The sequence below is a fragment of the Hymenobacter sp. YC55 genome (genome assembly GCF_029433095.1).
In the GTDB taxonomy this organism is placed as follows: Bacteria; Bacteroidota; Bacteroidia; order Cytophagales; family Hymenobacteraceae; genus Hymenobacter.
On the sequence record NZ_JARNTX010000004.1, the window covers coordinates 445,545 to 472,388 of the forward strand.

The 26,844-nt window shown below is 50.9% G+C and carries 26 protein-coding genes; 11 read left to right on the plus strand and 15 right to left on the minus strand.

Annotation, left to right across the window (positions count from 1 at the left end):
- Positions 1-2 precede the first annotated feature (2 nt).
- From P1X16_RS24505 to P1X16_RS24515, 3 genes are all read left to right on the plus strand, one after another.
- Positions 3-683, plus strand: coding sequence for an OmpH family outer membrane protein (locus P1X16_RS24505; RefSeq protein ID WP_277234737.1), 681 nt, complete (start codon positions 3-5; stop codon positions 681-683).
- Positions 684-736: 53 nt separating this feature from the next.
- A complete protein-coding gene (locus P1X16_RS24510) occupies positions 737-1,411 on the plus strand; it encodes an OmpH family outer membrane protein (protein ID WP_277234739.1) in 675 nt (224 codons plus the stop codon).
- An 84-nt stretch (positions 1,412-1,495) separates the two neighbouring features.
- The gene (locus P1X16_RS24515) at positions 1,496-2,563 is read left to right on the plus strand and encodes an RluA family pseudouridine synthase (protein WP_277234742.1); all 1,068 of its coding nucleotides are present in this window, start codon (positions 1,496-1,498) and stop codon (positions 2,561-2,563) included.
- Between the two features lie 94 nt (positions 2,564-2,657).
- Here P1X16_RS24515 and P1X16_RS24520 read toward each other — a convergent pair whose 3' ends face one another.
- From P1X16_RS24520 to mazG, 8 genes are all read right to left on the minus strand, one after another.
- Positions 2,658-4,256, minus strand: a complete 1,599-nt coding sequence (locus P1X16_RS24520; RefSeq protein ID WP_277234744.1) for a tetratricopeptide repeat protein — start codon at positions 4,254-4,256, stop codon at positions 2,658-2,660.
- Positions 4,257-4,306: 50 nt separating this feature from the next.
- Positions 4,307-5,278, minus strand: a complete 972-nt coding sequence (locus P1X16_RS24525; RefSeq protein WP_277234746.1) for a substrate-binding domain-containing protein — start codon at positions 5,276-5,278, stop codon at positions 4,307-4,309.
- Positions 5,279-5,745: 467 nt separating this feature from the next.
- Positions 5,746-6,576, minus strand: coding sequence for an energy transducer TonB (locus P1X16_RS24530; RefSeq protein WP_277234748.1), 831 nt, complete (start codon positions 6,574-6,576; stop codon positions 5,746-5,748).
- Positions 6,577-6,925: 349 nt separating this feature from the next.
- Positions 6,926-7,753 carry an energy transducer TonB gene (locus tag P1X16_RS24535; RefSeq protein ID WP_277234750.1) on the minus strand — a complete coding sequence of 276 codons (828 nt, stop codon included), beginning with the start codon at positions 7,751-7,753 and terminating at the stop codon, positions 6,926-6,928.
- Positions 7,750-8,274 (minus strand): biopolymer transporter ExbD, encoded by a 525-nt coding sequence (locus P1X16_RS24540; protein ID WP_277234752.1) that lies wholly within the window; start codon positions 8,272-8,274, stop codon positions 7,750-7,752. Before P1X16_RS24540 ends, P1X16_RS24535 begins: the two co-directional genes overlap by 4 nt.
- A gap of 14 nt (positions 8,275-8,288) precedes the next feature.
- Positions 8,289-8,912 carry a biopolymer transporter ExbD gene (locus P1X16_RS24545; RefSeq protein WP_277234754.1) on the minus strand — a complete coding sequence of 208 codons (624 nt, stop codon included), beginning with the start codon at positions 8,910-8,912 and terminating at the stop codon, positions 8,289-8,291.
- Positions 8,913-8,977: 65 nt separating this feature from the next.
- Complete coding sequence (locus tag P1X16_RS24550; RefSeq protein WP_277234757.1) at positions 8,978-9,850, minus strand: MotA/TolQ/ExbB proton channel family protein; 873 nt, start codon at positions 9,848-9,850, stop codon at positions 8,978-8,980.
- Between the two features lie 257 nt (positions 9,851-10,107).
- Positions 10,108-10,947 (minus strand): nucleoside triphosphate pyrophosphohydrolase, encoded by an 840-nt coding sequence (mazG, locus tag P1X16_RS24555; protein WP_277234759.1) that lies wholly within the window; start codon positions 10,945-10,947, stop codon positions 10,108-10,110.
- A 166-nt stretch (positions 10,948-11,113) separates the two neighbouring features.
- Between mazG and glmM the strand changes: the two genes are divergently transcribed.
- The gene (gene glmM, locus P1X16_RS24560; protein WP_277234761.1) at positions 11,114-12,502 is read left to right on the plus strand and encodes a phosphoglucosamine mutase; all 1,389 of its coding nucleotides are present in this window, start codon (positions 11,114-11,116) and stop codon (positions 12,500-12,502) included.
- 169 nt (positions 12,503-12,671) lie between these two features.
- Complete coding sequence (locus P1X16_RS24565) at positions 12,672-13,814, plus strand: cysteine desulfurase family protein (protein ID WP_277234764.1); 1,143 nt, start codon at positions 12,672-12,674, stop codon at positions 13,812-13,814.
- 132 nt (positions 13,815-13,946) lie between these two features.
- Here P1X16_RS24565 and P1X16_RS24570 read toward each other — a convergent pair whose 3' ends face one another.
- Together P1X16_RS24570 and P1X16_RS24575 are read right to left on the minus strand one after the other, a co-directional pair.
- Positions 13,947-15,161 carry a hypothetical protein gene (locus tag P1X16_RS24570; protein WP_277234765.1) on the minus strand — a complete coding sequence of 405 codons (1,215 nt, stop codon included), beginning with the start codon at positions 15,159-15,161 and terminating at the stop codon, positions 13,947-13,949.
- The gene (locus tag P1X16_RS24575; RefSeq protein WP_277234767.1) at positions 15,142-16,146 is read right to left on the minus strand and encodes a DUF2157 domain-containing protein; all 1,005 of its coding nucleotides are present in this window, start codon (positions 16,144-16,146) and stop codon (positions 15,142-15,144) included. Before P1X16_RS24575 ends, P1X16_RS24570 begins: the two co-directional genes overlap by 20 nt.
- A 118-nt stretch (positions 16,147-16,264) precedes the next feature.
- Here P1X16_RS24575 and P1X16_RS24580 point away from each other — a divergent pair, with 118 nt between their 5' ends.
- A complete protein-coding gene (locus P1X16_RS24580) occupies positions 16,265-16,894 on the plus strand; it encodes a hypothetical protein (protein ID WP_277234769.1) in 630 nt (209 codons plus the stop codon).
- Positions 16,895-16,926: 32 nt separating this feature from the next.
- Positions 16,927-17,445 carry a PRC-barrel domain-containing protein gene (locus P1X16_RS24585; protein WP_277234771.1) on the plus strand — a complete coding sequence of 173 codons (519 nt, stop codon included), beginning with the start codon at positions 16,927-16,929 and terminating at the stop codon, positions 17,443-17,445.
- A gap of 85 nt (positions 17,446-17,530) precedes the next feature.
- Here the strand turns inward: P1X16_RS24585 and hemH are convergent, their stop codons facing one another.
- Positions 17,531-18,568, minus strand: coding sequence for a ferrochelatase (hemH, locus tag P1X16_RS24590; RefSeq protein WP_277234773.1), 1,038 nt, complete (start codon positions 18,566-18,568; stop codon positions 17,531-17,533).
- A 199-nt stretch (positions 18,569-18,767) separates the two neighbouring features.
- On the opposite strand from hemH, the gene era reads away from it, so the two are divergent.
- From era to P1X16_RS24605, 3 genes are all read left to right on the plus strand, one after another.
- Entirely contained in the window at positions 18,768-19,664 is an 897-nt protein-coding gene (gene era / locus P1X16_RS24595; protein WP_277234774.1) for a GTPase Era, read from the plus strand.
- Between the two features lie 134 nt (positions 19,665-19,798).
- Positions 19,799-21,121, plus strand: a complete 1,323-nt coding sequence (gene der, locus P1X16_RS24600) for a ribosome biogenesis GTPase Der (protein WP_277234776.1) — start codon at positions 19,799-19,801, stop codon at positions 21,119-21,121.
- Between the two features lie 141 nt (positions 21,122-21,262).
- Complete coding sequence (locus P1X16_RS24605; protein ID WP_277234778.1) at positions 21,263-21,532, plus strand: hypothetical protein; 270 nt, start codon at positions 21,263-21,265, stop codon at positions 21,530-21,532.
- Between the two features lie 82 nt (positions 21,533-21,614).
- Here P1X16_RS24605 and P1X16_RS24610 read toward each other — a convergent pair whose 3' ends face one another.
- From P1X16_RS24610 to P1X16_RS24625, 4 genes are all read right to left on the minus strand, one after another.
- Positions 21,615-22,181, minus strand: coding sequence for a hypothetical protein (locus tag P1X16_RS24610; RefSeq protein WP_245121155.1), 567 nt, complete (start codon positions 22,179-22,181; stop codon positions 21,615-21,617).
- Between the two features lie 138 nt (positions 22,182-22,319).
- Positions 22,320-23,123, minus strand: a complete 804-nt coding sequence (gene murQ / locus P1X16_RS24615) for an N-acetylmuramic acid 6-phosphate etherase (protein WP_277234782.1) — start codon at positions 23,121-23,123, stop codon at positions 22,320-22,322.
- Positions 23,124-23,210: 87 nt separating this feature from the next.
- Positions 23,211-23,474: a cytochrome b5 domain-containing protein gene (locus P1X16_RS24620; RefSeq protein ID WP_277234901.1), complete on the minus strand. Its 264-nt coding sequence runs from the start codon at positions 23,472-23,474 to the stop codon at positions 23,211-23,213.
- A 102-nt stretch (positions 23,475-23,576) separates the two neighbouring features.
- Entirely contained in the window at positions 23,577-24,734 is a 1,158-nt protein-coding gene (locus P1X16_RS24625; RefSeq protein ID WP_277234784.1) for a formimidoylglutamase, read from the minus strand.
- 202 nt (positions 24,735-24,936) lie between these two features.
- On the opposite strand from P1X16_RS24625, the gene P1X16_RS24630 reads away from it, so the two are divergent.
- On the plus strand, positions 24,937-26,718 hold the full coding sequence (locus P1X16_RS24630) for a long-chain fatty acid--CoA ligase (protein ID WP_277234786.1): 1,782 nt from the start codon (positions 24,937-24,939) through the stop codon (positions 26,716-26,718).
- Positions 26,719-26,844 lie beyond the last annotated feature (126 nt).

The following is a 26,844-nucleotide window of genomic DNA, read 5'->3' on the forward strand; positions in this document are numbered from 1 at the left end:
CTATGAAGAAAACGTTCGCTGCCCTGGCCTCTTTGCTAGTGCTTTTGATTACTTCCGGCTCGGCTACCGCCCAGAAATTTGGGTACATAGATTCCGAGTTCATTATGACCAAGATGCCAGAGTATGCGCAGGCGCAAACTGAGATAAATAACTTGTCGCAGAACTGGCAGAAGGATATCGAGGCGCAAAAGAAGGACCTCGATAAGCTATACCGCACTTACCAGGCCGAGGAAGTTTTATTGACGGAGCCGATGAAAAAGAAGCGGCAAGATGAAATCCTGAAAAAAGAGCAGGATGTAAAAGCCTACCAAAACAAAATCTTCGGTTACGAGGGCCAACTGTTCAAAAAGCGCCAAGAACTAACTAAACCGGTACAGGATCGGGTGTTTGAGGCTGTCGAGAAAGTAGCTAAGAAAAAGCAATTGGCTATCATATTCGACAAGTCGGGCGACCTAACTATGCTTTATACCAACCCAGTACATGACTATACGGAATTTGTATTGGAAGAATTGGGTTTAGCATCTGAGGACAGAAACCAAACCGCACAAAAGGGCAGCGTAAAGTCGGTGTCCGTGCCCAAAACGCCGGCTGGGGATGAGCCTCAGGCGGATGAAGACAAGGCTGGTAGCACTGCGCCAGCTACTCGGAAACCTGCCACACGCCCGGCAAGCCGAAAGAATTAACTTTGCAACATAAACCTTCTCAGACGTTTCCCTTTTCAATAACCATTATGAACATGTTCCGCGTTGTATTGGCTGCGGCCGCCCTCACTCTCACGTCGGCTTCAGTTGCGTTAGCGCAGGCTCCTACTGTTGCAGCAGCAACCCCAGCTCCCTCCACGGCAACTGCACCAGCTGGTCCGCTGAAAATTGGCTACACGAGCGTGGAATACGTGCTGAGCCAGATGCCCGAAAGCCGGCAGATTGAAACTGATTTGAAAGCTTATAGCACGCAGCTGGAAAATCAGTTGAAGAGCAAATACGCCGAGTACCAAACGAAAGCTGAAGCCTATCAGAAAGGTGCCGCTACAATGACTGATGTAGTGAAAGCCGACAAGGAAAAGGAGCTGACTACCATGCAGCAGTCCATCCAAGAGTTCCAGCGCTCAGCAGACCAAAACCTACAGCAGAAGCAGCAAACCTTGCTGAAGCCTGCACTAGACAAACTCCAGAAGACAATTGACGCTGTATCGGTTGAGAATGGCTACACATACGTTCTGAACTCTGATGGTGCTAGCCCAGTACTGCTACACGGTCCAAAAGAAGGCGACATTTCCGACCTGATTTTAAAGAAAATGGGTGTTACTCCAGGTGCTGCTGCGGCTGCACCTAAGGCTACTACTCCTGCTACGCCAGTATCTTCTCCCGCTTCAAGCACCAACAAAACAGCCAAGGCTACCAAAAAGAAGTAAGGCGCTTTTGCTTACCATTGTTAGAAAAGCCGGAGCTTTACGCTTCGGCTTTTCTGTTTTTAGCTACTCTACCTGAGATTTTACATGACTCAGATCGACTCATCAGACGACGAACTGCTGCCCCTTACTCCATCTGAAGAAGACGACGCGGAAGTAGGGGATGAGCTTTACGAGCACCACCGCATTGTAGTAAGCCGCAAGCAGGATTTGCTGCGGCTCGATAAATATCTATTGCGCCAACTGCCGCATACTTCACGCACCAAAATTCAGAATGCTATTCTGGCCGAGGCTGTGCAAGTAAACGAACGGCCAGCAAAGTCTAGCTACCGCATTAAGCCAGGCGACACCATCACCATTACGTTGCCCGAGCCGCCCATTGATTATCGGGTGCTGCCCGAACCCATGGACCTCGATATTCGCTACGAAGACGAGGCCTTTTTGATGGTGAATAAGCCCGCTGGTATGGTAGTGCACCCAGCATATGGCAATTGGCACGGTACGCTGGTAAACGGCCTGACGCATCACCTCAACAATCTGCCTACAGGTCGTAATGGCGAAATCCGGCCCGGTCTCGTGCACCGCATTGACAAGGACACGTCGGGATTACTGGTTATTGGCAAAACTGAATTTGCTATGACGCACCTTTCCCAGCAGTTCTTCTACCATACCATCGAGCGGACGTACTTGGCTTTGGTTTGGGGCATACCCAAGGAGACGCAAGGCACCATCCGCAGCAATATCGGGCGCAGTGTAAAGGACAGGAAGGTGCAGGCCGTGTATCCTCTGGATAGTGACCAAGGCAAATCAGCAGTAACGCATTATAAGGTACTGCACACATTTGGCCACGTGGCCTTAGTGCAATGCAACCTCGAAACGGGCCGTACACACCAAATCAGGGTGCATATGAAGCACATTGGGCACCCGTTGTTCTCAGATGCCACTTATGGCGGAAACAAGGTACTCTATGGGCAACGTACCGGCGCCTACAAGGCCTTTGTAGATAAAGCATTCGAGCTCATGCCTCGGCAAGCCCTACACGCGAAATCTTTAGGCTTTGTACACCCCGTAACAGGTGCCCAAATGCAATTTGAGGTAGAGCTACCCGCTGACTTTGCAGCCGTGTTAGCTCACTGGGAGCAGTACGCTCCTTAAAGCAATTATCCTTTTACTCTAATCAAATAAGTTTGGCAACGAAAAAGGGCCCGCAACAATAGTTGCGGGCCCTTTTTATATAGCGCGGAGAAGGTTACTTCTTCTTCGGCGCTGCTTTAGCAGGCCTCATAGAATCGATTACCTTCTTAGCATTCGAGTTGCCTGGATCCAGGGCGAGTACTTGCTCATAATAAGGAGCAGCAGTGGTCTTCTCGCCTTTAGCGTAGTAGTAGTAGCCCAAGTACTCGTTGGCTTCTGCCAAACCTGCTTTGTTCTTCTCAGGATCAGCTTTAGCAATTTCTACGTATTTCTCGTAGTAAGGCTTTGCAAGGCCTTGCTTGGAATCCGGATCTAAACCAACGTTGGCTTGAGCACGCATCAGGTAGGCAGGGGCGTAAGTAGGGCGAGCAGTGCTGATGATGTTGTAAAGGCTATCGGCTTGCTTGTACTGCTTATTGCCTTGGAAGGCCGTAGCCAAGCGGAACTGGTCCGTCAAAGCAGGGGTAGGAGTGGCTTTCATGATTTCCTTGAAAGCAGCAATAGCGGCAGGGTAGTTCTTGGCTAGCATGTAGCTCTGTGCCAACTCTCCTTGCAGTTCAGCAGCTTTCTTGGGGTCTTTAGCTATAGCGTTCTTGATAGCTGTTTCACCTTCTTGAGCACGGCCGTTCTTCGACAGCATCTTACCGTAGTATACATAGTCTTCGGTGATGAGCTTATCAGCTGGCTGGATCTTCATGTAGTTCTCCATAGCCGCTAAAGACTCTGGATACTTGCCGTTTTCGAACAACGAATAAGCCAACAGACGGTTCATAGTCACGTTCTGAGGGTCACGGGCTAGTACCTTTTCCACTTCGGCTTGTGCTTCTGGGTACTTTTTAGTTAGGAACAAGAACGATGCATACTTAGCATCAGTACCAGGCGACTTCTCAGCTACACCTTGGTACTTCTGGAAAGTTGCCAAAGCATCATCGTATTTGCCAGCGTAGAAGTAGGTCTCTGCTAATGCGTTGTAAGCAGGAGCATAGTTCGGGTCTAGCTGAATTGCCTTTTCAAAAGAAGCTTTAGCGTCGTTATAGTTACGAGCCCGAACGTTCAATGCACCTTTCCGGTAATTAGCAAGTGCGCTGTTTGGATCAGCTAGAAGAGCACGCTCGTAGCTGTTCATAGCCTCACCACCGCCTTGCTCCGATTGGGCATAAATGTCACCACGAGCAATCATCAGCTCAGGGTTGTCTTTGCCTTTGCTTAGCTTCTCAGCTTCTTGCACATATGCTACAGCTTTGGCATTGTCAGCTTTGACGTTAGACTCGCCATAAGCTTGCGCAATCATCGTATAAACCTTCAGGTCCTTCTTTTTGCTAGCCTTCAGAGCGTTGTCGAACTGAATTTGAGCATCAGCTGGTTTGCCTTGCGCTAATGCAGCTCGTCCAGCTGCCACCATGGTCATGGGGTTTTTAGGATCGAGCGGAACTTTGCTGAAGTAATAAGCAGCAGAGTCAGACATCTCACGCTTCTGATAGAGGCGACCTAATTCATACAAAGCTTCAGGAGACTGACCTTGCTTTAAGAGCGCGGCCCGGGCTTCGCTGTAACGCTCTAATTCAATAGCTTTCTGAGGAGTCTGAGCGAAAGCGGCAGAGCCGGAAACCGACAAGGCAACGAGGAACGAGATATTCCAGGGCTTGAAGTTCATGGGTAATGGGTTTAGTGGAAAAGAGGTGTGTTCAAGTGAAAAGACCAGACTTACTTCTTCGATGTATTCACGATTCGGGTTTGTCCGGTAGCAGGCATCAGACCTGATTTCAAAACAATCAGTTGTCCCTTAGTTCCTGCTATGAAGGATGCAAAACCGGTGCCAAGCCCCGCTCTGCCTTCCCGACTGATGATATACACTTCGCGGCGCAAAGGGTACTTCTTCAAGGCTAAATATGCCTGAAAAGGTTGATAATAGTCATCAACCGACTTTGGATTCGCTTCGGAGCTAATACTAGCTACTCGTATGCGCTTTAAAAAACGTTGTACTGCGGCATCGTCCCGGTCGCTAATCCAGTTGGCTCCAACTATGCCAATAGCGTTCGGATGAGTTGCAACGTAATCTAGCAGCGCAGGGTTCGATTTTGCTGCAAACACACGTTTCGACAAGGGCTTTCCATGCGTAATAGAGTCTTGTACGTAGCGAGTGGTACTAGACCGGTTGGCATCAAAAACCACGTCAATAGGCCCCAATTTAGTTTTACCACTGACTTGCTTCCAGTCGGCCTGTTGCCCCGAAAAAATAGCGCTGAGCTGCGTCATTGTCAGCAGGGAGTCAGGGTTGGAAGGGTGCAGAATAATGGCCAGACCATCAGTAGCAATGTGCGTGGTGCGTGGAATGAGCTTCTGCTTTTCCAATACACTCTTCTCATTAGCGTTGAGCTGACGAGCTAGCACTACAGCCCGCACCTTATCAGTTAAGATATCCTGTGCAACGTAGTCCTCAGGTTTGTAAGCAGCTGTCACGTGAGCATACACATACAGTTGCTGAAATGTATCGATATGCGACTTCAGAATAGGGGCAAACGTTTCGTCGACACTGATATTGATACGACCAGTTGTAGAAGTATCATCGTCGGGACCCGCGTTGTCTGGATTCCGGTTGCAAGCCGTCATTAGGAGCAAGCCGCAGAGAGTTGCGCCAAGTGAAAAGAGACGTGAGAGCACAGAAAGTTTAGTCATGTTGAGAAGCAGAGCTGCGGAAGTACTGCTGGTAAGTACGGACAAATCTAATAATTCCGTAGAATACCAATATGCCTCCTAAGATACGCCGGTTTGACAGAGATAGGTTCAATGCCGGAAGCGGCGACAGCCAAAAATATATTCCTAAGCCAATATACGTGAGTGTCATGACCAGAAAGAAATAGCGCATCAGGCTTTTCGGACTGGTTTGGGAGCTCAAGCGTTCTTCGGTGGTGGGGCGGTTTATCATGGGTTAGGGACAGCAACTAAAGAAAAGTGTGTACAGCCTATTAACACAAAGTTCTTCGCCTCAGGTTCGCCAAAACGCAACGAAGACAATGTTATTGCTACAAGAAAGGCGGAAAAGCACTTGATTTCATAAAAGTCAAGTGCTTTTCCGCCTTTTTCAACGTAGATAATTACTTAAGCAGCTACTTGCTAGTCACTTATGAAAGAGTGCAAGCTATTTATTCGTAGCGGAAAGTAATAGGCATTGTGTACCGCACGGATACAGCATGCTTATTTTGCTGGCCTGGTTTCCAGGCGGGCATATTTTTTACCACGCGTGCGGCTTCCTCATCAGTACCGTACCCCAAGCCTTTCAGCACCTGTACATCTGCAACGGAGCCGTCAGCCATTACAGTGAAAGAAATATACACCTTCCCTTCTATGTTATTGCGCAAAGCCAAGGAGGGGTACCGCAGGTTCTTTTGCATATAGCGTTGTAGAGCCTCTTGGCCTCCCAAAAACTCAGGCATTACTTCTGCTGTCAGGAAGATGGTAGGAGCTGGGGGAGCCTTCGTCGTACTCCCAGCTGTGTCATTACCAACCGGACCAGCAGTTGTCGAGGTTCCGCCTTCATTGCCAATCACTCCAGGATCGGCATCAATATTAAGTTCAGGTGTTGTTACTGTGGGCTCAACAGGTTTAACATCAGGTTTTACAAGTTTGTCATCTACCACTTTGGGTGCAGTAGCAGCTGGTGGACGAACAATAGGGGCTACAGGCTTCACTCGACCTCCTGCTGGTTCTGGTTTAGCAATAGTAGGGGGGGGTAATATGTCAATGATTTGAGTTAGATCAGGTGTAGGAGCTACTGCTTCTACAAGCGTAGGAAACATCCACTCCTTTATCAATGGCGAAGCTACCAACAGCAAAGTCAGTGAAATAGCAATAGCTAATGCTCTGGCTAGGTGGCGCTCATACAGTTGGCGGAGCACATAGGCTCCGTACAATTTGTTTCGTCCCTCAAAGACAATGTCATTGAGTGTTGCGGTGCTTAGGTTGGGCATGGTCATCAGATATATAGGTTAAGGTGAAAGGATACATGTTTCGTACTACCCAAACCTGGCTATCTCTACTCAACCCGCATGCACTACCGCCTGGCTTTCAAATCTCTAACGATGCTATTATTAAGTATAGTATGCATGCAGTTAAATATTTTTATAACAGTTTTTAACCCATTTAGAGCTGACGAAGCATTCCTACCGCGAGGTATTGTCTTCTGCTAATAGGTAGAAACAAATGAGATTTAATAACGCAGTCAGTTTCGTGCTTAACAGAATAGCACAAATAAAAACCCGCTTCCAGCCAAAGCTGAAAGCGGGTTTTTATTTGTGCACCAGATTTAACTGATAGCTTCAGAACTTACTTGATAGCGAAAGTTACAGGCACAGTGTAGGATACACTTACAGCCCGACCGTTTTGCTTACCAGGAGAGAACTTAGGAAGCTTTTTAACCGAAGCAACTGCCGATTCGTCGCAGCCACCGCCAATGCCTTTCTGAACTTTTACATCTGTCACTGCACCGTCTGGGCCTACTACGAACGAGATGAAGACTTTGCCTTCAATCTGGTTGCGAAGAGCCAGGGCTGGGTAAGTAGCGCCTTTCTGGATGGCGGCTAGCAAAGCTTCTTGTCCACCAGGGAATACGGGCATCTGCTCCACGTACTGATAAACCTTCTGCTCTACTACTTCTTCTACCACCTTGTTGCCTTCACCTTCCAAACCGTTTAGGTCCATCGGGTTGTCGGTATTGCCTTCCACAGTTTTGGCGGCTACCACTTTATCCTCCAGTTCCTTTTGATCTGGAATCTCTTCTACCTTCTTTACTTCCTCATCCTTCTTTACGACGGGAGGAGTGAATTTGATAGTAGAGAGTTTCGGCGGTGGTGGTGGCGGCGCCTCAGGTGGCGGCGGTGGTGGTGGTGGTTTGGTTTCGTCCAATGGAGGGGCATCCATCAGAACGTTTTCCTTCAGCATCTTGTCGTCTTCAACTACTGTTTCGTCTTTGAACAACCGCGCAATCAGCGGGAAGCTCACTAACAGGGCGAAAACGGCAATAGCGATGAGAAGGGCGCGCGTGACGTGCTTGGAGTACAAGCGCCGCAACACATAGGCTCCGTAGGCTTTGTTACGGCCTTCGAAAACGATATCGTTGAGGCTAGCCCGCGCTATTTGGGTGTTATCCATCATAGCCCAGAAGTTTTAATTAAGTCTAAATCTGCTTTTGAGGCAGGCACTAAGGCGTATTTAGTCTGATTGGTGATATTCATCTCATCCAAGATGTCCACCATATTCTTGTACTTCGACTTTTCATCCGGCTTAATCAGAATCACCGTTTTGGGGTTCTGCCGCTGCCGTGCTAGCAAGACTTTACGAATGCCATCAGCCGAATAATTGGAAAGCTTTAGTTCAGGCTTTACGTCGTTATCCAGCAAGCCTTCATAATAGTACAGCTTGTCGTTCTCACTCATTACAATAGTGAAAGCGTCGGAAGCTTTCAATACTGTCTGCTCATCAGGATTCTTTTCTTTTACCGGCAGTGTGAGCTGCATCACATTCGGCTTGTTGAACGAAGCCGTCAGGATGAAAAAGGTTAAAAGCAAGAATGCCAAGTCCACCATGGGTGTCATGTCGATACGAGTCGACATTTTTTTGGCCCGCTTCTTTCCTCCTTTTCCACCCCCGCCGGAGTTCTGTTGTATTTCTGCCATGGCTTAAGCGAGGATTAGCGTGACACCACCGGCTTGTTCTCCAAGTCAGTGATAAGATTAAAACGGTTGATGTTCTTATCCTGTAACATCTTAGTCACTTTTATCACTGTTGCTACATCAGCGTCATTGTCGCCTTTGATAGCAATGAACGTTGGCTTACCAATAGCTTCTTGGTTAGCTTTCCGTGCCTCCATCACCCAATCAATTAACTGATTGTTGAGTGAATCAGCTGGGATACCAGTCTGGGTAACCTTTTTACGCTGCTCGGTGCTCATGCTAAGCAGAGAGCCTAGCTGTTGCACTGGTACACCAAAAGAATTCAGGTTGCCGAAGTTCTTCTTCTGCCGCTCGTTGAAAGAGACACCGTACTTAGCAGCGATTTTGTCGAGCAACAAGCCTTTTGCTTTGTCACTTTCGAAACCGAAAAAAACACGCTTGTCTTTGTCAACCAGCAAACGGATGATGTTGCTTTCTGGCAGTTTGATGTCCGAGGTAGAAGAGGGGGTATCAACTACCACCACTTCCTCGGCAGCAAACTTGGTGGTGAGCATGAAAAACGTCACCAGCAGGAAGGCCAAATCCACCATTGGAGTCATGTCCAGCGAAGGATTGGTTCTATGGGGCTTTACTTTAGGCATGTGCTGGATAGTTTAAGAATATTCAGAAAACGAAACTCGAAGCTTCTTATTGCGTGAACCGCAACTTAGGCCGTGTAAGTTTCCTTTTCGCCGTGCTGCGAGGCGAAAGTCTGAATAATGCTGAAGCCAGCTTCGTCGATGCTGTAGGTCAGCTCGTCAATTTTGCTGGTGAAGAAGTTGTAGGCGATGATAGCCAGAGCCGAACCGGCAATACCGATAGCCGTGTTGATCAGAGCTTCCGAGATACCTTCTGCCAGTGCTACAGCGTCAGGGCTACCAGCTTGTGCAAGTGCCGAGAAGGCCTTGATCATACCGAATACAGTACCGAGCAGACCTACCAGCGTAGATACCGAGGCGATAGTCGAGATGATAACCAGGTTCTTTTCCAGCATAGGCAGTTCCAGAGCAGTCGATTCTTCGATTTCTTTCTGGATAGCCAACACTTTTTGGTCTTTGTCTAGGCCACGCTCACGAGCCATTTCCTGGTACTTCAGCAAGCCCGACTTCACTACGTTAGCTACTGAACCTTTCTGCTGGTCGCAGGTAGCAATAGCGCCCGTGATGTCGTTCACGTTCAGCTTCTGACGGATGTTGCGCACGAAGCTTTCGATGCTTTTGCTGCCTTTAGCCTTGCTGATGGTCAAGAAACGCTCGATCGAGAACGTAATTACCAACAGGAAGAGCGACATCAGAATAGGTACGATAGGGCCGCCTTTGTATACAATGCCCAGGTAGTTGCCGGGCAGTGCAGCGTTAGCATTATTACCACCTACGAAGTTGCCTCCGTTGCCCAATACAAAAATGTAGATGACGATGCTAACAATGATTGCCAGCGGAATAACGATGGCGGCAAACGCGGAACCGCCTTTAGCCTCACCTGGTGCGGCGGCAGGAGCGGCAGGCCGCACGTTCTTGTTTGTGGCATTCTTTTGTTCCATTGTTCCGGAGTGTTAAGGGAGTTGGTGGTGAAAGGTAAACTGGTGTTGAAAGGGGTAAATGAACGAAAGGAAGACGTTAAGACGGCAGCGGCCCCGCTCACCTGCATGTTATGCAAAAAGCATTAAACATGGGTCTAATTGTGTGCGGAGCCCCTCCATGAATCAGTCGATCCTTGGCAAACCTAAGTAAAAACCTCAGTGCCGCCAAATGAAATCAGGGTTTAAACGCTCTAAAACCAATCAAGACTTAAAAAAAGCTACTTTTTGTTCGCCGGTGAAGTAGAAATCAAGTTAGATTTTTTTGCCTGTTCCCAATATACATCCATCTGGGCTAAACTCAGATCTTGAAGTTGGTGCCCATCCCGGGCAGCCTCTGACTCAAGGTATTGGAATCTATAAATAAATTTTTGATTGGTGCGTTCGAGGGCTTCTTCAGGGTTGATGCCAGCATGGCGGGCAAAGTTGATGAGCGAAAATAATAAGTCGCCAAATTCAGCGGTTGCCCGCTCCTGATTGATTGAAGATGGATCGGTATGAGCGAATTCAGCTTCAAACTCTCCTAGTTCCTCTTGCACTTTGTTCCAGACTTGATCAGATTTTTCCCAATCAAATCCAGCACCACGGGCTTTCTCTTGAATGCGCATGGCTTTCACGAGAGCGGGTAGCGAAGTAGGTACGCCGCCAAGTACTGACGTGTTGCCTTTTTCCTTGAGTTTTAATTGTTCCCAATTACGCTTTACATCTTCCTCGGTATCAGCCTGCGCGTCGCCGTAGATATGAGGATGGCGGAAGATCAGCTTTTCGCACTGCGCGTTTAGCACGTCTGCCACATCAAAATGGCCAGTTTCCGAGGCAATCTTGGCGTAGAAAACTAAATGCAAGAACACGTCGCCGAGTTCTTTTTTTATATCGTTTAGGTCGTCGCGGATGATGGCATCGCTCAACTCGTAGGTTTCCTCGATAGTAAGGTGGCGCAACGTCTGTAGCGTTTGTTTGCGGTCCCAAGGGCACTCAGCGCGCAAGCGCTCCAGGACGTCGAGCAAGCGGCCAAAAGCGGCTAACTGAGCCGGGCGGCGGTCGGGGGAGTTATATTCCATATAATCAAAGATACAATTCTGCCTTGCATGGCGCTACATTGTTGTAGCAACCTGAATAGTGAATATGTAGCATTTAGCTCTGCATAGAAGCGGGATTAGTAGCTCTACGGTAGCGAAAGCAGGGGCGTTTGTCTACTTTTGCGCACCTATTTTAAAGAATCAGCCTGTGGCACTCATAAAATCAATTTCGGGTATTCGAGGTACTATCGGGGGGGCAGCAGGCGAAGGCCTTACTCCCCTCGACGTGGTAAAATATGCTGCGGCCTTTGGAACGTGGGTACTCGACAAAACGCAGAACAACACCATCGTTATCGGGCGCGATGCTCGTATTTCGGGTGAGATGGTAAGCAAATTGGTAGCCGCCACTCTGCAGGGATTAGGTATCAATGTAATTGACTTAGGCCTGAGCACGACGCCGACCGTGGAGATGGCTGTTCCTGCAAAAAGAGCCGGTGGAGGTATCATTCTGACAGCATCGCACAATCCCAAGCAGTGGAATGCGCTCAAATTGCTGAACAGTGTGGGCGAATTTATTTCGGATGCCGATGGGCAGCAAGTGCTGGCACTCGGCGACAGTGAGGCTTTCACGTTTGCGCCCGTTATGAAACTCGGGCAGTATAGCATCGACGAAACTTTCTTGCAGGAACACATTGATGCCATTTTGCAACTGCCGCTGGTAGATGCCGAGGCCATCAAGGCGAAGAATTTTCGGGTAGTAGTTGATGCGGTAAATTCGACAGGAGGCGTTGCGGTGCCTATGCTGCTGAATGCGTTAGGCGTAGAAATTATCGAGAAATTATTCTGTGAACCTACCGGTGATTTTGCGCACAACCCCGAGCCACTGCCGGAAAATCTGCGTGAAATTGCTAGGAAGATAGAGAAAGGCTCTTTTGACCTCGGTATTGTAGTGGACCCAGACGTGGACCGGTTGGCCTTGGTAAACGAGGACGGTACTATGTTCGGTGAGGAATATACGCTGGTAGCCGTGGCCGATTATGTGCTGCAGCAAAATGGTGGTGGCAATACGGTAAGCAACCTGAGCAGCACCCGTGCCCTGCGTGACGTAGCCGAAAAACACGGCGGTAGCTATGCTGCTGCTGCGGTAGGAGAGGTGAACGTGGTAAGTAAGATGAAAGAAACCAATGCCGTCATTGGGGGAGAAGGCAATGGGGGCATTATCTACCCCGAACTGCACTACGGCCGTGACTCTTTGGTTGGTATTGCATTGTTTCTGAGCCATCTGGCTAAGAGCGGCCTCACAATGACTCGCTTACGAGCTAGTTATCCTAACTACTATATCTCGAAAAATAAGATCGAGCTAACGCCGGAAATCAACACCGATAAGGTGCTTGAACTGATGGAGAAGCGCTATGCTAAGCAGCCCGTCAATACCATCGATGGGGTAAAAATCGAATTCGATAAGGAGTGGGTGCACTTACGCAAGTCGAACACTGAGCCTATTATTCGGATTTATGCTGAGTCGGAGTCCAATGCCACCGCCGACCATCTAGCAAATAAGATTATTGCCGACATAAAAGAAATTATCAATCAGTAAGGCAAAAGGCGGCTTCGATGCAGTGTTTGTACTGATTGAGACTGAATGTTGCGTGAATAGCAAAAACGCCCTTTTGTAAAATCTGGCTTTTCAATAGGATTCCGGCTACCCCGCTGGAATCCTTTATTTTTGCAGTTAATACTCACTTTTCATCAAGCTGTTGAATCGCATGACTGTGTATTTCGATAATGCCGCCACGACCCCTCTGGACCCTGAAGTGCTGGATGCCATGATCCCTTTTATGCGGGAGCATTTCGGTAATCCGAGCAGCATCCATGGTCACGGACGACAGGTACGCGCCGCTATTGAAAATGCCCGGAAGACCATTGCGCACCTCATCAATGCTGCCCCGGCCGAAATTAGCTTCACCTCGGGCGGTACAGAGGCCGACAACTACGCTGCCTTCGGCAGTGTTCGGGCACTTGATCTTACGCATGCTATTACGTCGCCGCTGGAGCACCATGCGGTGCTGCACACTTTGCAGGCTTTAGAGAAGTCCGGCGACATCAAGCTGAGCTACGTCCGGCACGACGAACAAGGTCGCTACGATTTGGCGCACCTAGAAGAGCTTTTGGCTACACACCCGCGCACGTTTGTAAGCTTGATGCATGCCAACAATGAAATTGGCAACCTGAACGATATTGAAGCCATTGGGGATATTTGCGCTCAGCACGATGCAGTATTCCATACCGATACCGTGCAGACCATGGGCCACTATCGGCATGATGTGCAGAAATTGAAAAATCATTTTCTGGTTGGTTCAGCGCACAAGTTTCACGGGCCAAAAGGAGTTGGTTTCCTATACCGCCGCTCGGGGCTACTGATTGATGCCTTAATTCATGGCGGTTCGCAAGAGCGGAACCAACGGGCGGGCACCGAAAATGTGTACGGGATTGTTGGTCTGGCCAAGGCGCTAGAAATTGCCTATCGGGACATGGCCGAGCATCAACAGCACATTCAGGGCCTAAAAGACCAATTCATAGCTAAGCTACAGCGCGAGATTGAAGGGGTAGAATTTAACGGCACTTCAGCAGAAGCCGACCAGAGTTTATACACGGTGCTAAATGTTAGCTTGCCGCCTTCTGATATAAACGAGATGCTGCTCTTCAACCTGGACATCAACCGTGTTTCGGTATCGGGTGGTTCAGCGTGTACTAGCGGAGCCAATGCGGGTTCTCACGTACTGACGGCTTTGGGGTGTGACCCAAACCGGGGTGCCATTCGCTTTTCTATGAGCAAGTACAATACCGCGGAAGAGGTGGACTACGCGGTAGAGCAGTTGGCAAAAATGTATCGTAAAGTACCTGCGTAAAACAGGTAGCTATAGCCTTGGCCGAAAAGGCCAAATCCGGCACTATCGATTCTAAAAGCAAGCCCTTAGCCTCCGGTAGGTTAAGGGCTTCTATCGTTTCATAGCGTGTTGGCGAAGTGAAACAAACTAGGGCTAGTAATTGCTCTCGGCTCCTCCGCCACCAGAACTGCCACCTCCAAACTCAAAACCTACCTCTGCGGGTTGGGGCACGTTGGCCGTCTGAGCGACAATCAGGGATTCGAGGTTGAACTTGCGCGTGTCATCCTCGTCGTCGGCAGCGGTGGTGAGGCCGTGGCGTGATGGACGCAAGTAGCGGGTCACCCATATCATGGCGGCAATAAGCACCGCACCGACTATGGTAGCTGCTATTTCAGCAGGTAATACTGAGTGGTAGCGCCGGAGCGTAAACACCGAAAACGCTATGAGCAGCAACCCAACCAGCAGCCAAATTCGGTCGTGCCGCCGCAAGCCAACCACTATGTATGCTATGGGGATGCCGCCCGTAAAAAAGTAGAACAGCCACGCAAACGGCACCTGAGTTGACACCATACTGTCGCTTAGCAAGGCATTGCCTTCGCGCACCACCAAATAGTTGCCTCCTAAGTAAAAGGTTACCAACGACAGCACTTTCAGCAGTTGAAGGCAGGACTTGTAGTACAAATAGTCGGGGCGTTGGGCTAGCTTTTTAATGAAAAAGTAAGCTGCTACCGAAGCCAGCATCACAGCAAACGGCAGAACTAAGCGGCCAATAGAAAACTGTAGCAAGATGCTAGCCAGCAACAGCAAGTACGTAGCATAAGCTGCGGCTGCTACCAATCGTTCGGCGTAGCGGATAGTGGCTGCTACGAGCAGAAGCAGCACGAGCAGCAGGACAATTGCAGCAGCCGGGCTGGTGAGCGAGCTACTTGCGCGGTAGCCAATGGGTGTGACTTCGTAGATAAAGTACACGATCAGGAACACAGCCCAGCCAAGTGTGTAGTAGAGGATAGCATTGTCGATACCCGAGTGGTACAGACGGGAAGTCTTAATACTAAATTCCAGCAGCGCCAACCCTCCTGCAATGGTCAGGGCCGCAATAGTAACTAATAGCACCTCCTCATTACCAGAATGAAAGCCACCAGAAAAAAGCAAGGCCATGAAGCTGGAAGCCGCCGATAGCCCGATGATGGTGAAGATGAAGAGGATGATGCGCAGAAAAATATTGGGCCTATAATAGTCAAGAGGATGAGCGGCTACTATAGCTGCGAGTTGCAGGCTGGAAAGCAACCCCCGCTTCTGCCAGTGGGTGGCAGCGGCCCGCATAGCCTCATGATGCGCCCACAGCGGGTTATAAGCTTTCAGGTTCATGAGCGATGCGCAAGATGCGCTTGATGTTGACAAAGAGCATAATGGCTCCGAAGCCTGATAGCAGGAAGTAAAGCAGTACAAGTAGTAGCACGGCATCTGAGCCCTTCAAGTCTTTTACTACCTGAAAGAAAAGGTAGGTGACGACGATATAGCTGTACACGGTGCTCATAAGAATGAATAGGTAGGAGTGCGTGCGCCGCGCATACCAAACCAGGAAGCCACTCAGCACCAAAATCAAAGCAGCGGCAGCAAAGGGAGAAAGCCAGCTAGTAGAATAAAAATCCAGTAGCGAAGCCGTAGCAGCTAGCAGCGCCAAGTTGCTGCCCAACGAGACATACGTAAAGCTGAAATGCCGCTTTCTATCCTGGTATTCCGACCACAAACCAATCCCTACTAGCGCTACCCCCAAGCCGATTGCCGCGCCGCTCAGGCTACGAAAGTCGTTATCGGTGAAGGCGGACAGCGGCGCCACCGTCAATCCTAGCCAAGAAGCCAGCGCCGTAATAGCCATAGACAGTACGCCCCGGTGGTCGAAGAGGTAAGCCAACCACAAGAACAGCACCGCTGGGAGAAAAACCGCCAGCCCGTATCGAGTTCCGAAAATGCCGTATTGGTACTGCACATAGCTTTCCAAAATCAGAAATAGGAGGCAGGCTAGCAGCAACACGTAGTCGGGCAGGAAGCCCTTGCGCGGTACCTTGGCCCAGGTGAAGGGGGCGCGGTGCCGGTCGGCGTAGCCAAAGCACGCCGCCGTGAGCAGCGTCATGCCAGCTACCACCACACCGTGTCCGATTTCGTTGATGTGTTGGTAGAGCAACACGCCGAGGCCACCAGTCAGCAATACAATACCTAAGTACAACAACGTGCGTACTTCGTAATGCACGGAGAAAGGCCGGGTCTGCTCGTCTTGCCTAATAAGAGCGACTTGCTCGGGTGGAACTAGGCCTTGGGCTTGCAACTCGTCGAGGAGCTGGGTGGGCAGCATGAAGTCTAAGTATATAGAGGCGTTAATATAAAAGGAAACATACCAACTTCTCTGGATTGCGTATTATGCCACTGCCCCGGAGGCACTCGCAGCCGCCAGACTCATAGTACAAGCGTATATGGCCGACATCAATATTCAGCGTAAAAAGTCTTCCCCTAGCCCTTGGTTGCTTATTCTGCTGGCACTGCTGGTGCTAGGAGCTATAGCGTGGTTTCTGCTGCGCAAGGATGCAAGTGAACAAACACCAGGTGCGCCGCCCGAAACCACTGCCTCAACTACCAGTGCTGTCGACCCCGCCGCGGGCCTATCCGCCGCCGATAGCATGATGCTGGAAGCTCCCACCGCCACGCCGGAGGCACTAGCTGCTGCCACCCAGCGCGACCCCGCTAATCCCGATTACGCTCGCAACGGCTTGCGAATACTCAGCGGAGTTCTAGTGGATCTGGCAGACCGCGCCGACCTGCGCGATGCCGATGTGAGCGAGAAGCGCGACGTGCTAACCAGTGCCACTGCACGCCTCGACGATTCTACGGCCAGCCTACGTCCCGGCTTTGTGGCCGCCACGGGCCTGATGCAAGCCATGCAGCAAAAGGCTTATCCTGCACTGGAACCTGCCGTAGGTGATTTACTGGACCGTGCCGCGCAACTGTCAGGGCGCAGCAGCACGCCCGAGGACCAGCAACAGTTGCGCGAGTTTTTCAGCCGGGCTACCGACGTGGTGCGTACGCTAAATGAGCCCAGTAAGTAGTTCTTGATTGTTAGTTATCAAAAGCAAATTCCGTGGAACCTACTCCTATTCCTTCGGCCCAAGGCATGCACCTACGCCGCCTGCGCGACTTAACTGAGTTTGAAGTAGCCGATGGCAGCCCAGACATCCGCGGCTGGTCGGTGCGTGGCGGCGACGGCAAGAAATTTGGTGACGTAGCAGAGCTCATCGTGGAAGAAGCCGCACTAAAGGTTCGTTACCTGGATGTAGAGCTTGATACCAACCTCCAAATCAATGAACACGAGCGTCACATCCTGATTCCGGTAGGGGTAGCGGCGCTTGACGAGGAAGGCGACAACGTGTTCGTGCCTTCCCTCACATTGGAATCGGTGCTGGACTATCCGTTCTACCAGGAGTTTCATATCTCCCGCGAATATGAAGAAGCCATGCTCCGCGCCCTAAAGCTGCCCTTACCCGAGCACGATACCAGCAGCTTCTACGAACAACCTTCTTTTGATGAGCAGACCTTCTACCAGAACCGCCGTTCGCCGAAGCTGCTAGACAGCTTCCGTCGCCGCGACCGGCAGGAGTAGGAAATAAAAAACGACGAGTCCCCGATTCTGGCCGCACGTAGCGCTACAGAACCGGGGACTCGTCGTTTTACTTTGTTTTGATAGCCTAGTTCTGGTGAATCATGTCGACTACAGCCTTCACCCATGTGGGGTGCGTATTCAGAGAAGGCACCAGTTGCCAATGGTCTCCACCGGCTTCCTCGAACATCTCTTTGAACTCTTCTCCTACTTCGATAGTGGTTTCCAAGCAATCGGCTACGAAAGCGGGGCTGAAAGCCAGCACGTTCTTAATGCCTTTGGAGGGGAACGGCTTAAGGATTTCGTCTGTGTAGGGCTGAAGCCACGGGTCGCGCAGACGGCTTTGTAAGCGGCTCTGGAAGGATACCGTATACTGGTCCGGCGTGATGCCGAGGCCTTGGGCCACAAGGCGCGAGGTTTCGAAGCACTGCGCCCGGTAGCAGTAGCGGTTGTTTTTGTTGTAGCTGTTGCAGCAGTTGCCCAGTTTGCAGTAGCCGTTGTGGCTTCCTTTCAATACGTGGCGCTCCGGAATGCCGTGGTAGCTAAATACGATGTGGTCGTAGTTGCGCTTGGCCATTTCCTGCTTGCCGAGGTCTACAATGGTGGCAATAAAGCCCGGGTCGTTGGCAAACGTGCTGATAAACGAAATGCTAGGCACCACCCACCATTTGCTTACCAACTCCATTACCTTCTCCTGCACCGAGCCTGTACTAGCTGCGGCATACTGCGGAAACAAAGGCAGCACAATGATGCGCTCCACAGCTGCTTCGCGCAGCTCGTTTAGCGCCTTCTCGATGCTCGGGTTTTGGTAGCGCATGCCAAAGGCCACCAAGTAATCCTTGCCCAGCTCTTCTTGCACCAGCTTCTGCAGGTCAAGGCCGTGGAAGAGGAGGGGAGAGCCCCGGTCGGTCCAGAGCTGCTGATAGATCTTGGCCGACTTGGGCGCGCGCAGGGGTACTACCAAGCCCTGAAAGAGCGGATAACGAATAGCCGCCGGCATATCTACTACGCGGCCATCCGTCAGAAATTCGTTGAGGTAACGCCGTACATCACCGGTCTGGGGCGAGTCGGGAGTACCAAGATTTACAAGCAGGACGCCAATGCGGCCTTTAGTGGAAGCGGGCATAAAAAACGATAAGTCGTTGACTGTAGCACGAAGCTTTTGCTTTACATCCAGTTAAGCCTTGCAAAGTTCGTATAACCAAAGGTGTAGTACTAGCCCCGTGCTATAGCGTACGACAAATATCCTTCACGCAATGTTTCATCGGCCGCTGGCTGACCCACCGGAAAGTCGTACCTTTGCAGGCCAATTTCCAGATTCTGAAGTGAATACCGAACCTACTCCCCACCGCGCTGGCTTTGTGAGCATTATCGGCAAGCCCAACGTCGGCAAGTCCACGCTCATGAACGCCCTGATGGGCGAACGGCTTAGCATTGTCACGAGCAAAGCGCAAACCACGCGCCACCGCATCTTGGGCATCCTCAACGGGGAGGATTTTCAATTGGTGTATTCCGACACGCCGGGCATCATCCAACCCAAATACGAACTGCACAACGCTATGATGTCGTTTGTGTATTCGTCCCTGGAGGATGCCGACGTTATCCTGTTCGTTACCGATATCTACGAGAAACACGACGAGGAACCCGTGGTAGAACGGCTGCGCAAGATGCAGGACACGCCTATTCTGCTCCTCGTCAACAAAATCGACCAGGCCGACCAGGCTGAAGTGGAAGCCAAGGTGGAGTATTGGCAGCAACAACTCCCCAACGCCACGCGAGTATTGCCCATATCGGCGCTGGAAAAGTTTGGTACCGGTGAATTGTTGGACTTGATTTTGGGTTATCTACCAATCCATCCCCCGTACTACCCTAAAGACGAGCTGACCGACAAACCCGAGCGGTTTTTCGCAGCCGAGATGATTCGGGAGAAAATCTTTAAGCTCTACAAAAAAGAGGTGCCTTACAGCTGCGAAGTAGGCATCGAAGAGTTTAAGGAAGACGATGATATCATCCGGATGCGCTCCATTATCTATGTAGAGCGGGCCAGCCAAAAAGGTATCATCATCGGGCAGGGCGGTGCCGCTTTGAAAAAAGTTGGTACCTGGGCCCGCGAGGAAATGGAGAAATTCTTCCAGAAAAAGGTGTTCCTCGAAATTCACGTCAAAGTAGACGAGAACTGGCGCACTGACCCCAAAGCTCTCAGCCGTTTTGGGTATCAATAAAGTATAACTGACTAAGCATGCTTTGAAAAGCTTAGCATGACCGTCAGTTCGATATAGAGTATTCCGACCTTCTTCAACTTAACTACTCCGGGCACTGCCGAACATGGTCGGGCCGGCGGCTGGAGTCAGACCCAATGAAAAACACAATTGCCATTGTGGGTCGCCCCAATGTGGGCAAATCCACTCTTTTTAACCGCCTCGTCGGCCAGCGCAAAGCCATTATGGACGACGAAAGCGGCGTTACCCGTGACCGACACTACGGCTACGGCGAATGGATTGGGAAGTACTACACCGTTATCGATACGGGTGGTTACGTCCACAACTCCGACGACATCTTCGAAGGTGAAATCAACAAGCAAGTAAAGCTGGCTATCGACGAGGCTGATGTGGTGCTGTTTATGGTAGATGCCATGGCCGGTGTGCACAGTCTTGACGAAGAATTTGCCAACGTACTGCGCCGCTATCAAGGTAAAAAGCCCATCTACATTGTCGCCAACAAAGCTGATACCAACGCGCGCATTCACTCTTCGGGTGAATTCTATGCGTTAGGTGTTGGAGACGGCGAAATATTCCCGATTTCCTCGGCTAGCGGCTCCGGTACCGGTGATTTGCTGGATGCGGTGGTAAGTCATTTCCAGGAAGAAGGCGTAGAAGACCCCGACCTCGGCATTCCGAAAATTGCGGTGGTTGGCCGCCCCAACGTGGGCAAGTCTAGCTTCGTGAACCTGTTGCTCGGCACCGACCGCAGCATCGTAACCGATATTGCAGGTACCACGCGTGACTCCATTCAGGCGCGCTACAATGCCTTTGGTAACGAGTTTATCTTGGTGGACACCGCTGGTTTGCGTCGTAAATCCAAGGTACACGAAGACGTGGAGTTCTACTCGGTGCTACGCTCTATCCGGGCGCTGGAAGAAGCCGATGTGTGCGTGGTGATGCTCGATGCCACTCGGGGTATTGAGGCGCAGGACGTGAACATCATTGGCCTAGCTGATAAAAACCGCAAAGGCATCGTGATTCTGGTAAACAAGTGGGACCTGATTGAAAACAAGGAAACGAATACGGCCAAGGAGTTCGAAGAGAAGATCTACGAGAAAATAGCGCCTATTTCTTATCCGCCCATCATTTTCACTTCGGTGCTCACCAAGCAGCGTGTGCACAAAGCCATAGAAACGGCCATCGACGTGTACGAGAATAAGCGGCGTAAAATCCCGACTTCACAGCTCAACGAAGTGATGCTGAAGGAAATCGAGAACTATCCGCCACCGGCCACCAAAGGCAAGATGGTACGCATCAAGTACGTCACGCAGTTGCCCACGCACAATCCGGTGTTTGCTTTCTTCTGCAACCTGCCGCAGTACGTGCGCGAGAGCTATACCCGCTACCTCGAAAACCGCCTGCGGGAGCACTTCAACTTCACTGGCGTGCCCATTGGTATCATCTTCCGGAAGAAATAAACGAGTAGAAATAAATTTTTTCAACTGTCGGGTTACCTATTGAAAGCTCGTGTATAAAGCCCTGTAATTCGTCGTGGCTCTCACTAAAAACCGATGAATTACACTCTAAACCGACTTTCAATTTCCAAACAACCCCTTACCATGAAAAAAGTATTGTTCCTCGCTCTGGCTGCTGCTTCCTTCACTTTCGCTTCTTGCGACAGCAAGACTGAAAATGCTGCCGAAGGTGCTGCTGAGAACGTAGAAGCTACTGGCGAAGCCAAAGCTGACGCTATGGAAGAGCAGGCTGATGCCGTTCGTGACTCGGCTGATGCTACTGCCGACAAAATGGAAGACGGCGCTGACGCTGCCGATGCTCCTGCTACCACGGCTCCCGCTACTACCGCTCCTGCTACGACTCCAGCTCAGTAATTGCTGTCGGTCTTAGACCCGAAAAGGGCTCCTCATTATGAGGAGCCCTTTTTGTTTTTGTGCCTAGAAGAAAGCTTGAGCATCAACCCAAGCGACGTTGCAGCAAGCCGTCTACTACATCAAACAGCTTGCGCGGTGGGTAAGTCCGCCAAGGCATTTCGTCGAGTTGACCACCGAAGTTCACGTAGTTGTCGATGTTGTACTGGCGCATCTCGCGGATTACGTGCTCCTGAAAATTAATAGCCGCAATCCAGCCGTCTTCCACGTCCTCAAACCACTCCTCGTAGTAATCATCGTCGGAGCCGTGGAAGTTGAACACGTTTTCGCCGATGAGGATAAATTTGCGGATGCCCTCGTGCGTCATCAAATCCACGATGTTGCGCTTGAGCAGCATGATGTCGTTTTCAATGGCATCGTTCCATTCCCCGATAAATTCGATGATGGCAATGCCTAGCTCGTAATCAACGAACAGGATTTTCAGGAACAGCGTATCCGAATCGAGGCTATCCCACTGTGGGTGGATGTAATAGCCATAAATCGTGTTGACGTAGCTATCTAAGCTGTTCTCTGCCTCGAACAGCGGAGAACGGGGGTCTTCGGAGGCAGAATACTGCTCCATCCAAGCGTAGTGTGGTTCGATGGTGTGCATGGGAGTCAGAATGTAGCACAAGCGTCAGCTTCTGCCGTATCGAGAGGCCTTTTGCTGCTGTAACTGCACTCAAACCATCAGGGTTTCCAATGAGGCCACAAAACGCATGGCCCCGCAGGAAACAAGCAGATACTCACGCTACTTCGTTTGCTTGGCAGCCAGGGCGGCCCGCACCGAACCATGTTGCTGTAGTAACGCTGCTGCAACTTCCTGCTCGATGCCTAGCTCATCCATTAGCATCCGCTCGCCCCGGTCAACTAGCTTGGCATTGGTAAGCTGCATGTCTACCATCTTATTGCCCTTCACACGCCCTAGCCGAATGAAAGTAGCGGTGGTCAACATATTGAGCGCCAGCTTCTGCGCCGTTCCGGCCTTCAACCGAGTGCTACCCGTTACGAACTCCGGGCCCGTTACAATCTCCACCGGAAATTCAGCCGCCGCGGCTACTTTCGAGCCGGCATTGCACACAATACAACCCGTTGCTAAACCGTGCTGACGTGCTTGTTCGAGGCCGCCAATAACGTAAGGGGTCCGGCCAGAAGCCGCAATGCCCACCACTATATCCTGGTCGTTGATGTTGTAGGCTTCTAGGTCGCGCCAGGCTTGCTGCGCGTCGTCTTCCGCGTTTTCCACGGCCTTGCGGATGGCCGTGTCGCCGCCCGCAATGATACCCACTACTACTCCATGCGGCACCCCGAATGTAGGTGGGCACTCCGAGGCATCAAGTACTCCAAGCCGCCCACTAGTACCAGCCCCGATGTAAAATAGCCGTCCGCCTTTGCTTAAGCAGGCTATGGTGGCCTCTACCAGCATCTCCAGCTGCGGCAGCGCTTTGGCTACTGCCTGCGGTACTGTCTGGTCCAGGCTGTTCATGCCAGTTAGCAGGGCCTGGGTGGAAAGCGTTTCGAGGTGGTCGAAATAGGAGGGGCTTTCAGTGGACATCGTAGGAGCGAAAGAAGTAGGAGAAAAGTAGCAGCCAATAAAGGCGAGAAAGATGGAAAAGCAAGACAACAACGTATTGCCTTCCCGCTAGCCCAACCGCCCGATTACAGAGAATTTATCGAACACGTTGGCGTTGTGCGGAGCATCCTCATCCAATTCGCGGGTTAAATCTTGGCCGGCCCAGTGCTCGTAGTGGTTGCCGCGCTGCCAGAGCCGAGAACGACTAACATCGTAGATCAATCCTTGATACGCCACCCAAATTTCGTCTCGGTCCTGCCCGTTACGCAGCGCCAGCTGAGATTTTGTATACGTAGGCAGCTGCTCGGTACTAGAGCCAGGTTGCGTTTGCAACGGGCCCTTCGCTGCTGCGGCTTGCTCTGCGGCTGTGACGTTGCTAGGGTGAGGCGAAACCGGCTTTTCCATAATCTAAACTAGAGGCTAACGGCAACCAACTTACCCAAGCAAAGCCTGAGTTAGGAACCAGCGGTTAGGCATGTCGCCCTGCGCAGCGTGAATGTAGTCTTCGTAGCTGCACGGAATAATGCGCTTCACATTGCTATTGGCCAAGCTTTCCACTTCCAGCCACCACTTCTCAGTGAATTTTGACTTGTAGAAAACCAGCTTCCCGGGTGTTTCAGGCGTGTCGGGCAAGCCCACTGCATAACGGATAAAGCGCTTGCTCTGGAAATCAGGCTCGGGGCAGCGGTGGTAAAAGCCTTCTACAAAGTACCAAAGCATGGTAGCTAGGGTAGCGGCTGCTAAGCCATGCACATCGTGGTCGGGGCGGTAGCCGTAGAGGCCGAATGAGGTAAGTTGGTCGTTGGTGCCAGCATACCACGCCAGCTTAGCTGCTTCCTCATTGGTCAGCCCAAAAGGGTTGGCTGGGTAATAGCCGGGTGCGTCATTCCAGCGAATAGCAGCTATATCAAAGCTTACAAAATCGGCGTGGCGCAACAGCGGCTCGGCCTGACGAATATCATCACGAATTTGGCCTAGCCGGAGCCGCTCGAAATGCATTTTCTCCAGTGCGGCCAGCACGTCGGGCGCCACCAAATATTGCTGGTGCCCTAGTTGAGCGAAGCTGAACAGAAAATTGGGCTCGTGCATGAGCATGCGCCGCAAATGACTGTCTTCGGCCCGCGAGCCTGCTTCCTGTGCCATGTCCACGCGGGCATCGATGGTGGCAAAGCTTACGGTGCGGTCCAGGGTTTCGTAAGCCAGAAACTGCCCGTAGTCAAGGTCATGGGAGCCTCCGAGCAGAATAGGTACAGTACCGTGCTCGAGAAGGGCCGCGATTATTTCACGCAACCTATGGTAGGTATCATCAAGCGTAAGGCCCGGCCGCAAGTTGCCTAAGTCAGCCAGCCGGATAACACCAGTGCCTCTTTGCAATTGGTAGAAGCGCTGCCGCACCTCGTCGGCTCCTTGCACAGGAGGCGTTCCAGCGGCGCTACCCCGCCATTCATTGAGGCCAATAAGTGCTATATCGGCCGTTCGCCAGTCTGGAAATACATCCAAAAACGGCGAAACGCAACCGGCCAGCGTACTAGAGGAGGAAACAGAAGAAACTAGCTCTTCGGGGAGCGGGTTGAAAAAGATGGCCAGATTCATCGAGCGCGAACAGTGCGGACTAGGGCAAAGCTACACCAAATGCTGCCACGGCCCATACTTACCGCATCCGGTCCAGCTTCCAGACTAGGCTTTGCGTGAAAAAAAGTTGTTATTTATGGCAGCGGTTCCAGGCCAAAATTTGCCGATACGCAATTAAGAACTACCTCTCTTTTCTGCCTCACCCACCTCCCGCCCTCATCCCATGGACATTCGTCGCACCTTCGATATTCTTCCTCATCTTCAACAGGAGTACAACAAGCCGGATTGCTTTGCCTCCAAAATCAACGGCGAGTGGACGCCCATGAGCACCGATGAGGTTGCTGCCCAAGTAAACCTAGTAAGCCTGGGCTTGCTGCAACTTGGAATCGGCAAAAATGATAAAGTAGCCATCATTGCGATGAACCGGCCCGAGTGGATGCTTGCTGATTTTGCTATTTCGCAGCTTGGTGCTACCAGTGTGCCGATGTACCCGAGCATTACGGTGGAAGACTACAAATATATCTTCACGGATGCGGGAGTAAAGGCCATTTTTGTATCCGACCAAAAGCTGCTCGACAAAGTGCGCGAAGCAACGCAAGGCCTGAACATTCCGGCTGAAAACGTTTTTAGTTTCGACAAACTGCCCGGTGCCCGGCACTTTTCCGAGTTGCTGGAATTAGGCAAGAAAGGCAACCCCGCCGATTTAGAGCCCATTAAAGCGGCCGTAGAGCCCGACGATTTGCTGACGCTCATCTACACGAGCGGCACGACGGGCCAGCCGAAAGGGGTGATGCTAACCCACAACAACATCCTTAGCAACTGCCGCAATGTGAAGCGTTTCGTGCCCGTCACGTCCGCCGACAGAGCCCTGAGCTTCCTGCCGCTCTGCCACATCTTCGAGCGGATGGTTACGCACCTCTACCTTATCTACGGAGTAAGCATCTACTACGCGGAGAGCATGGAGGTCATTGCCGACAACCTGCGAGAGGTAAAACCGCAGATTTTCACTACGGTGCCCCGCCTATTAGAGAAGGTGTATGATAAGATTGTAGCCAAAGGCCATCAACTGGATGGCTTGAAGAAAAACCTGTTTTTCTGGGCGCTTGATTTGGGTTTGAAATACGACACGCAGAAAGACCAAGGCTTCTTTTACAACACGCAGTTAGCATTAGCCAACAAACTCATCTTCAACAAATGGCGTGAGGCGCTAGGCGGCAACCTCCGGTGCATCGTAAGTGGCGGTGGAGCATTGCAGCCACGGCTAGCGCGAGTCTTCTGGGCAGCGGGCATCCGAGTCATGGAAGGCTATGGCCTCACTGAAACCTCGCCAGTTATTGCCGTTGGTGGATATGAGCCCGAAAATAACATGATTGGTACCGTCGGCCCCATCATCGACAACACCGAGGTGAAAATTGCCCAAGACGGCGAGATTTTGACCAAGTCGGAGTCGGTGATGAAAGGCTACTACAACAAGCCCGATTTGACGGCCAAGGAATTCGACGAGGAAGGCTGGTTCCATACCGGCGACATCGGCGAGCTTGTAAACGGCCGGTTCCTAAAGATTACTGACCGTAAGAAGGAAATGTTCAAGACCTCCGGCGGTAAGTATATTGCCCCACAAGTAATTGAAAGCAAGCTAAAAGAGTCGCCGCTAGTGGAGCAGTGTATGGTCGTCGGCGACGGTCAGAAATTTCCGTCAGCCCTGGTTATACCTTCTTTTGATGACCTCAAGGCATGGTGCAAGCGCAACAGTATAAATTGTGATTGTACTAATGAGGAGTTGGTTAAAAACGAGAAAGTGGTAAAGATGTACGAAGACCTCGTGCACAAATACAACAATGGATTTGCACAGTGGGAGCAAGTCAAAAAAATTGTGTTGCTGCCAAAGCTTTGGTCAGTAGAAACTGGTGAAATGACCCCAACGCTCAAAGTAAAGCGTAAAGTCATCTCTAACAATAATAAGGAGTTGATAGAGAGTTTGTATTATCACCCGGAACATCATTAAGACTTATCAAACAGAAAAGCCCCGCCTCTTGATTTAAGAGGCGGGGCTTTTCTGTTTGATTCGTTTGTACTTTTTTGTAAAAATGAATCTTACAATAAACAGAACATAGTAGCTTTGTTCGTTTGT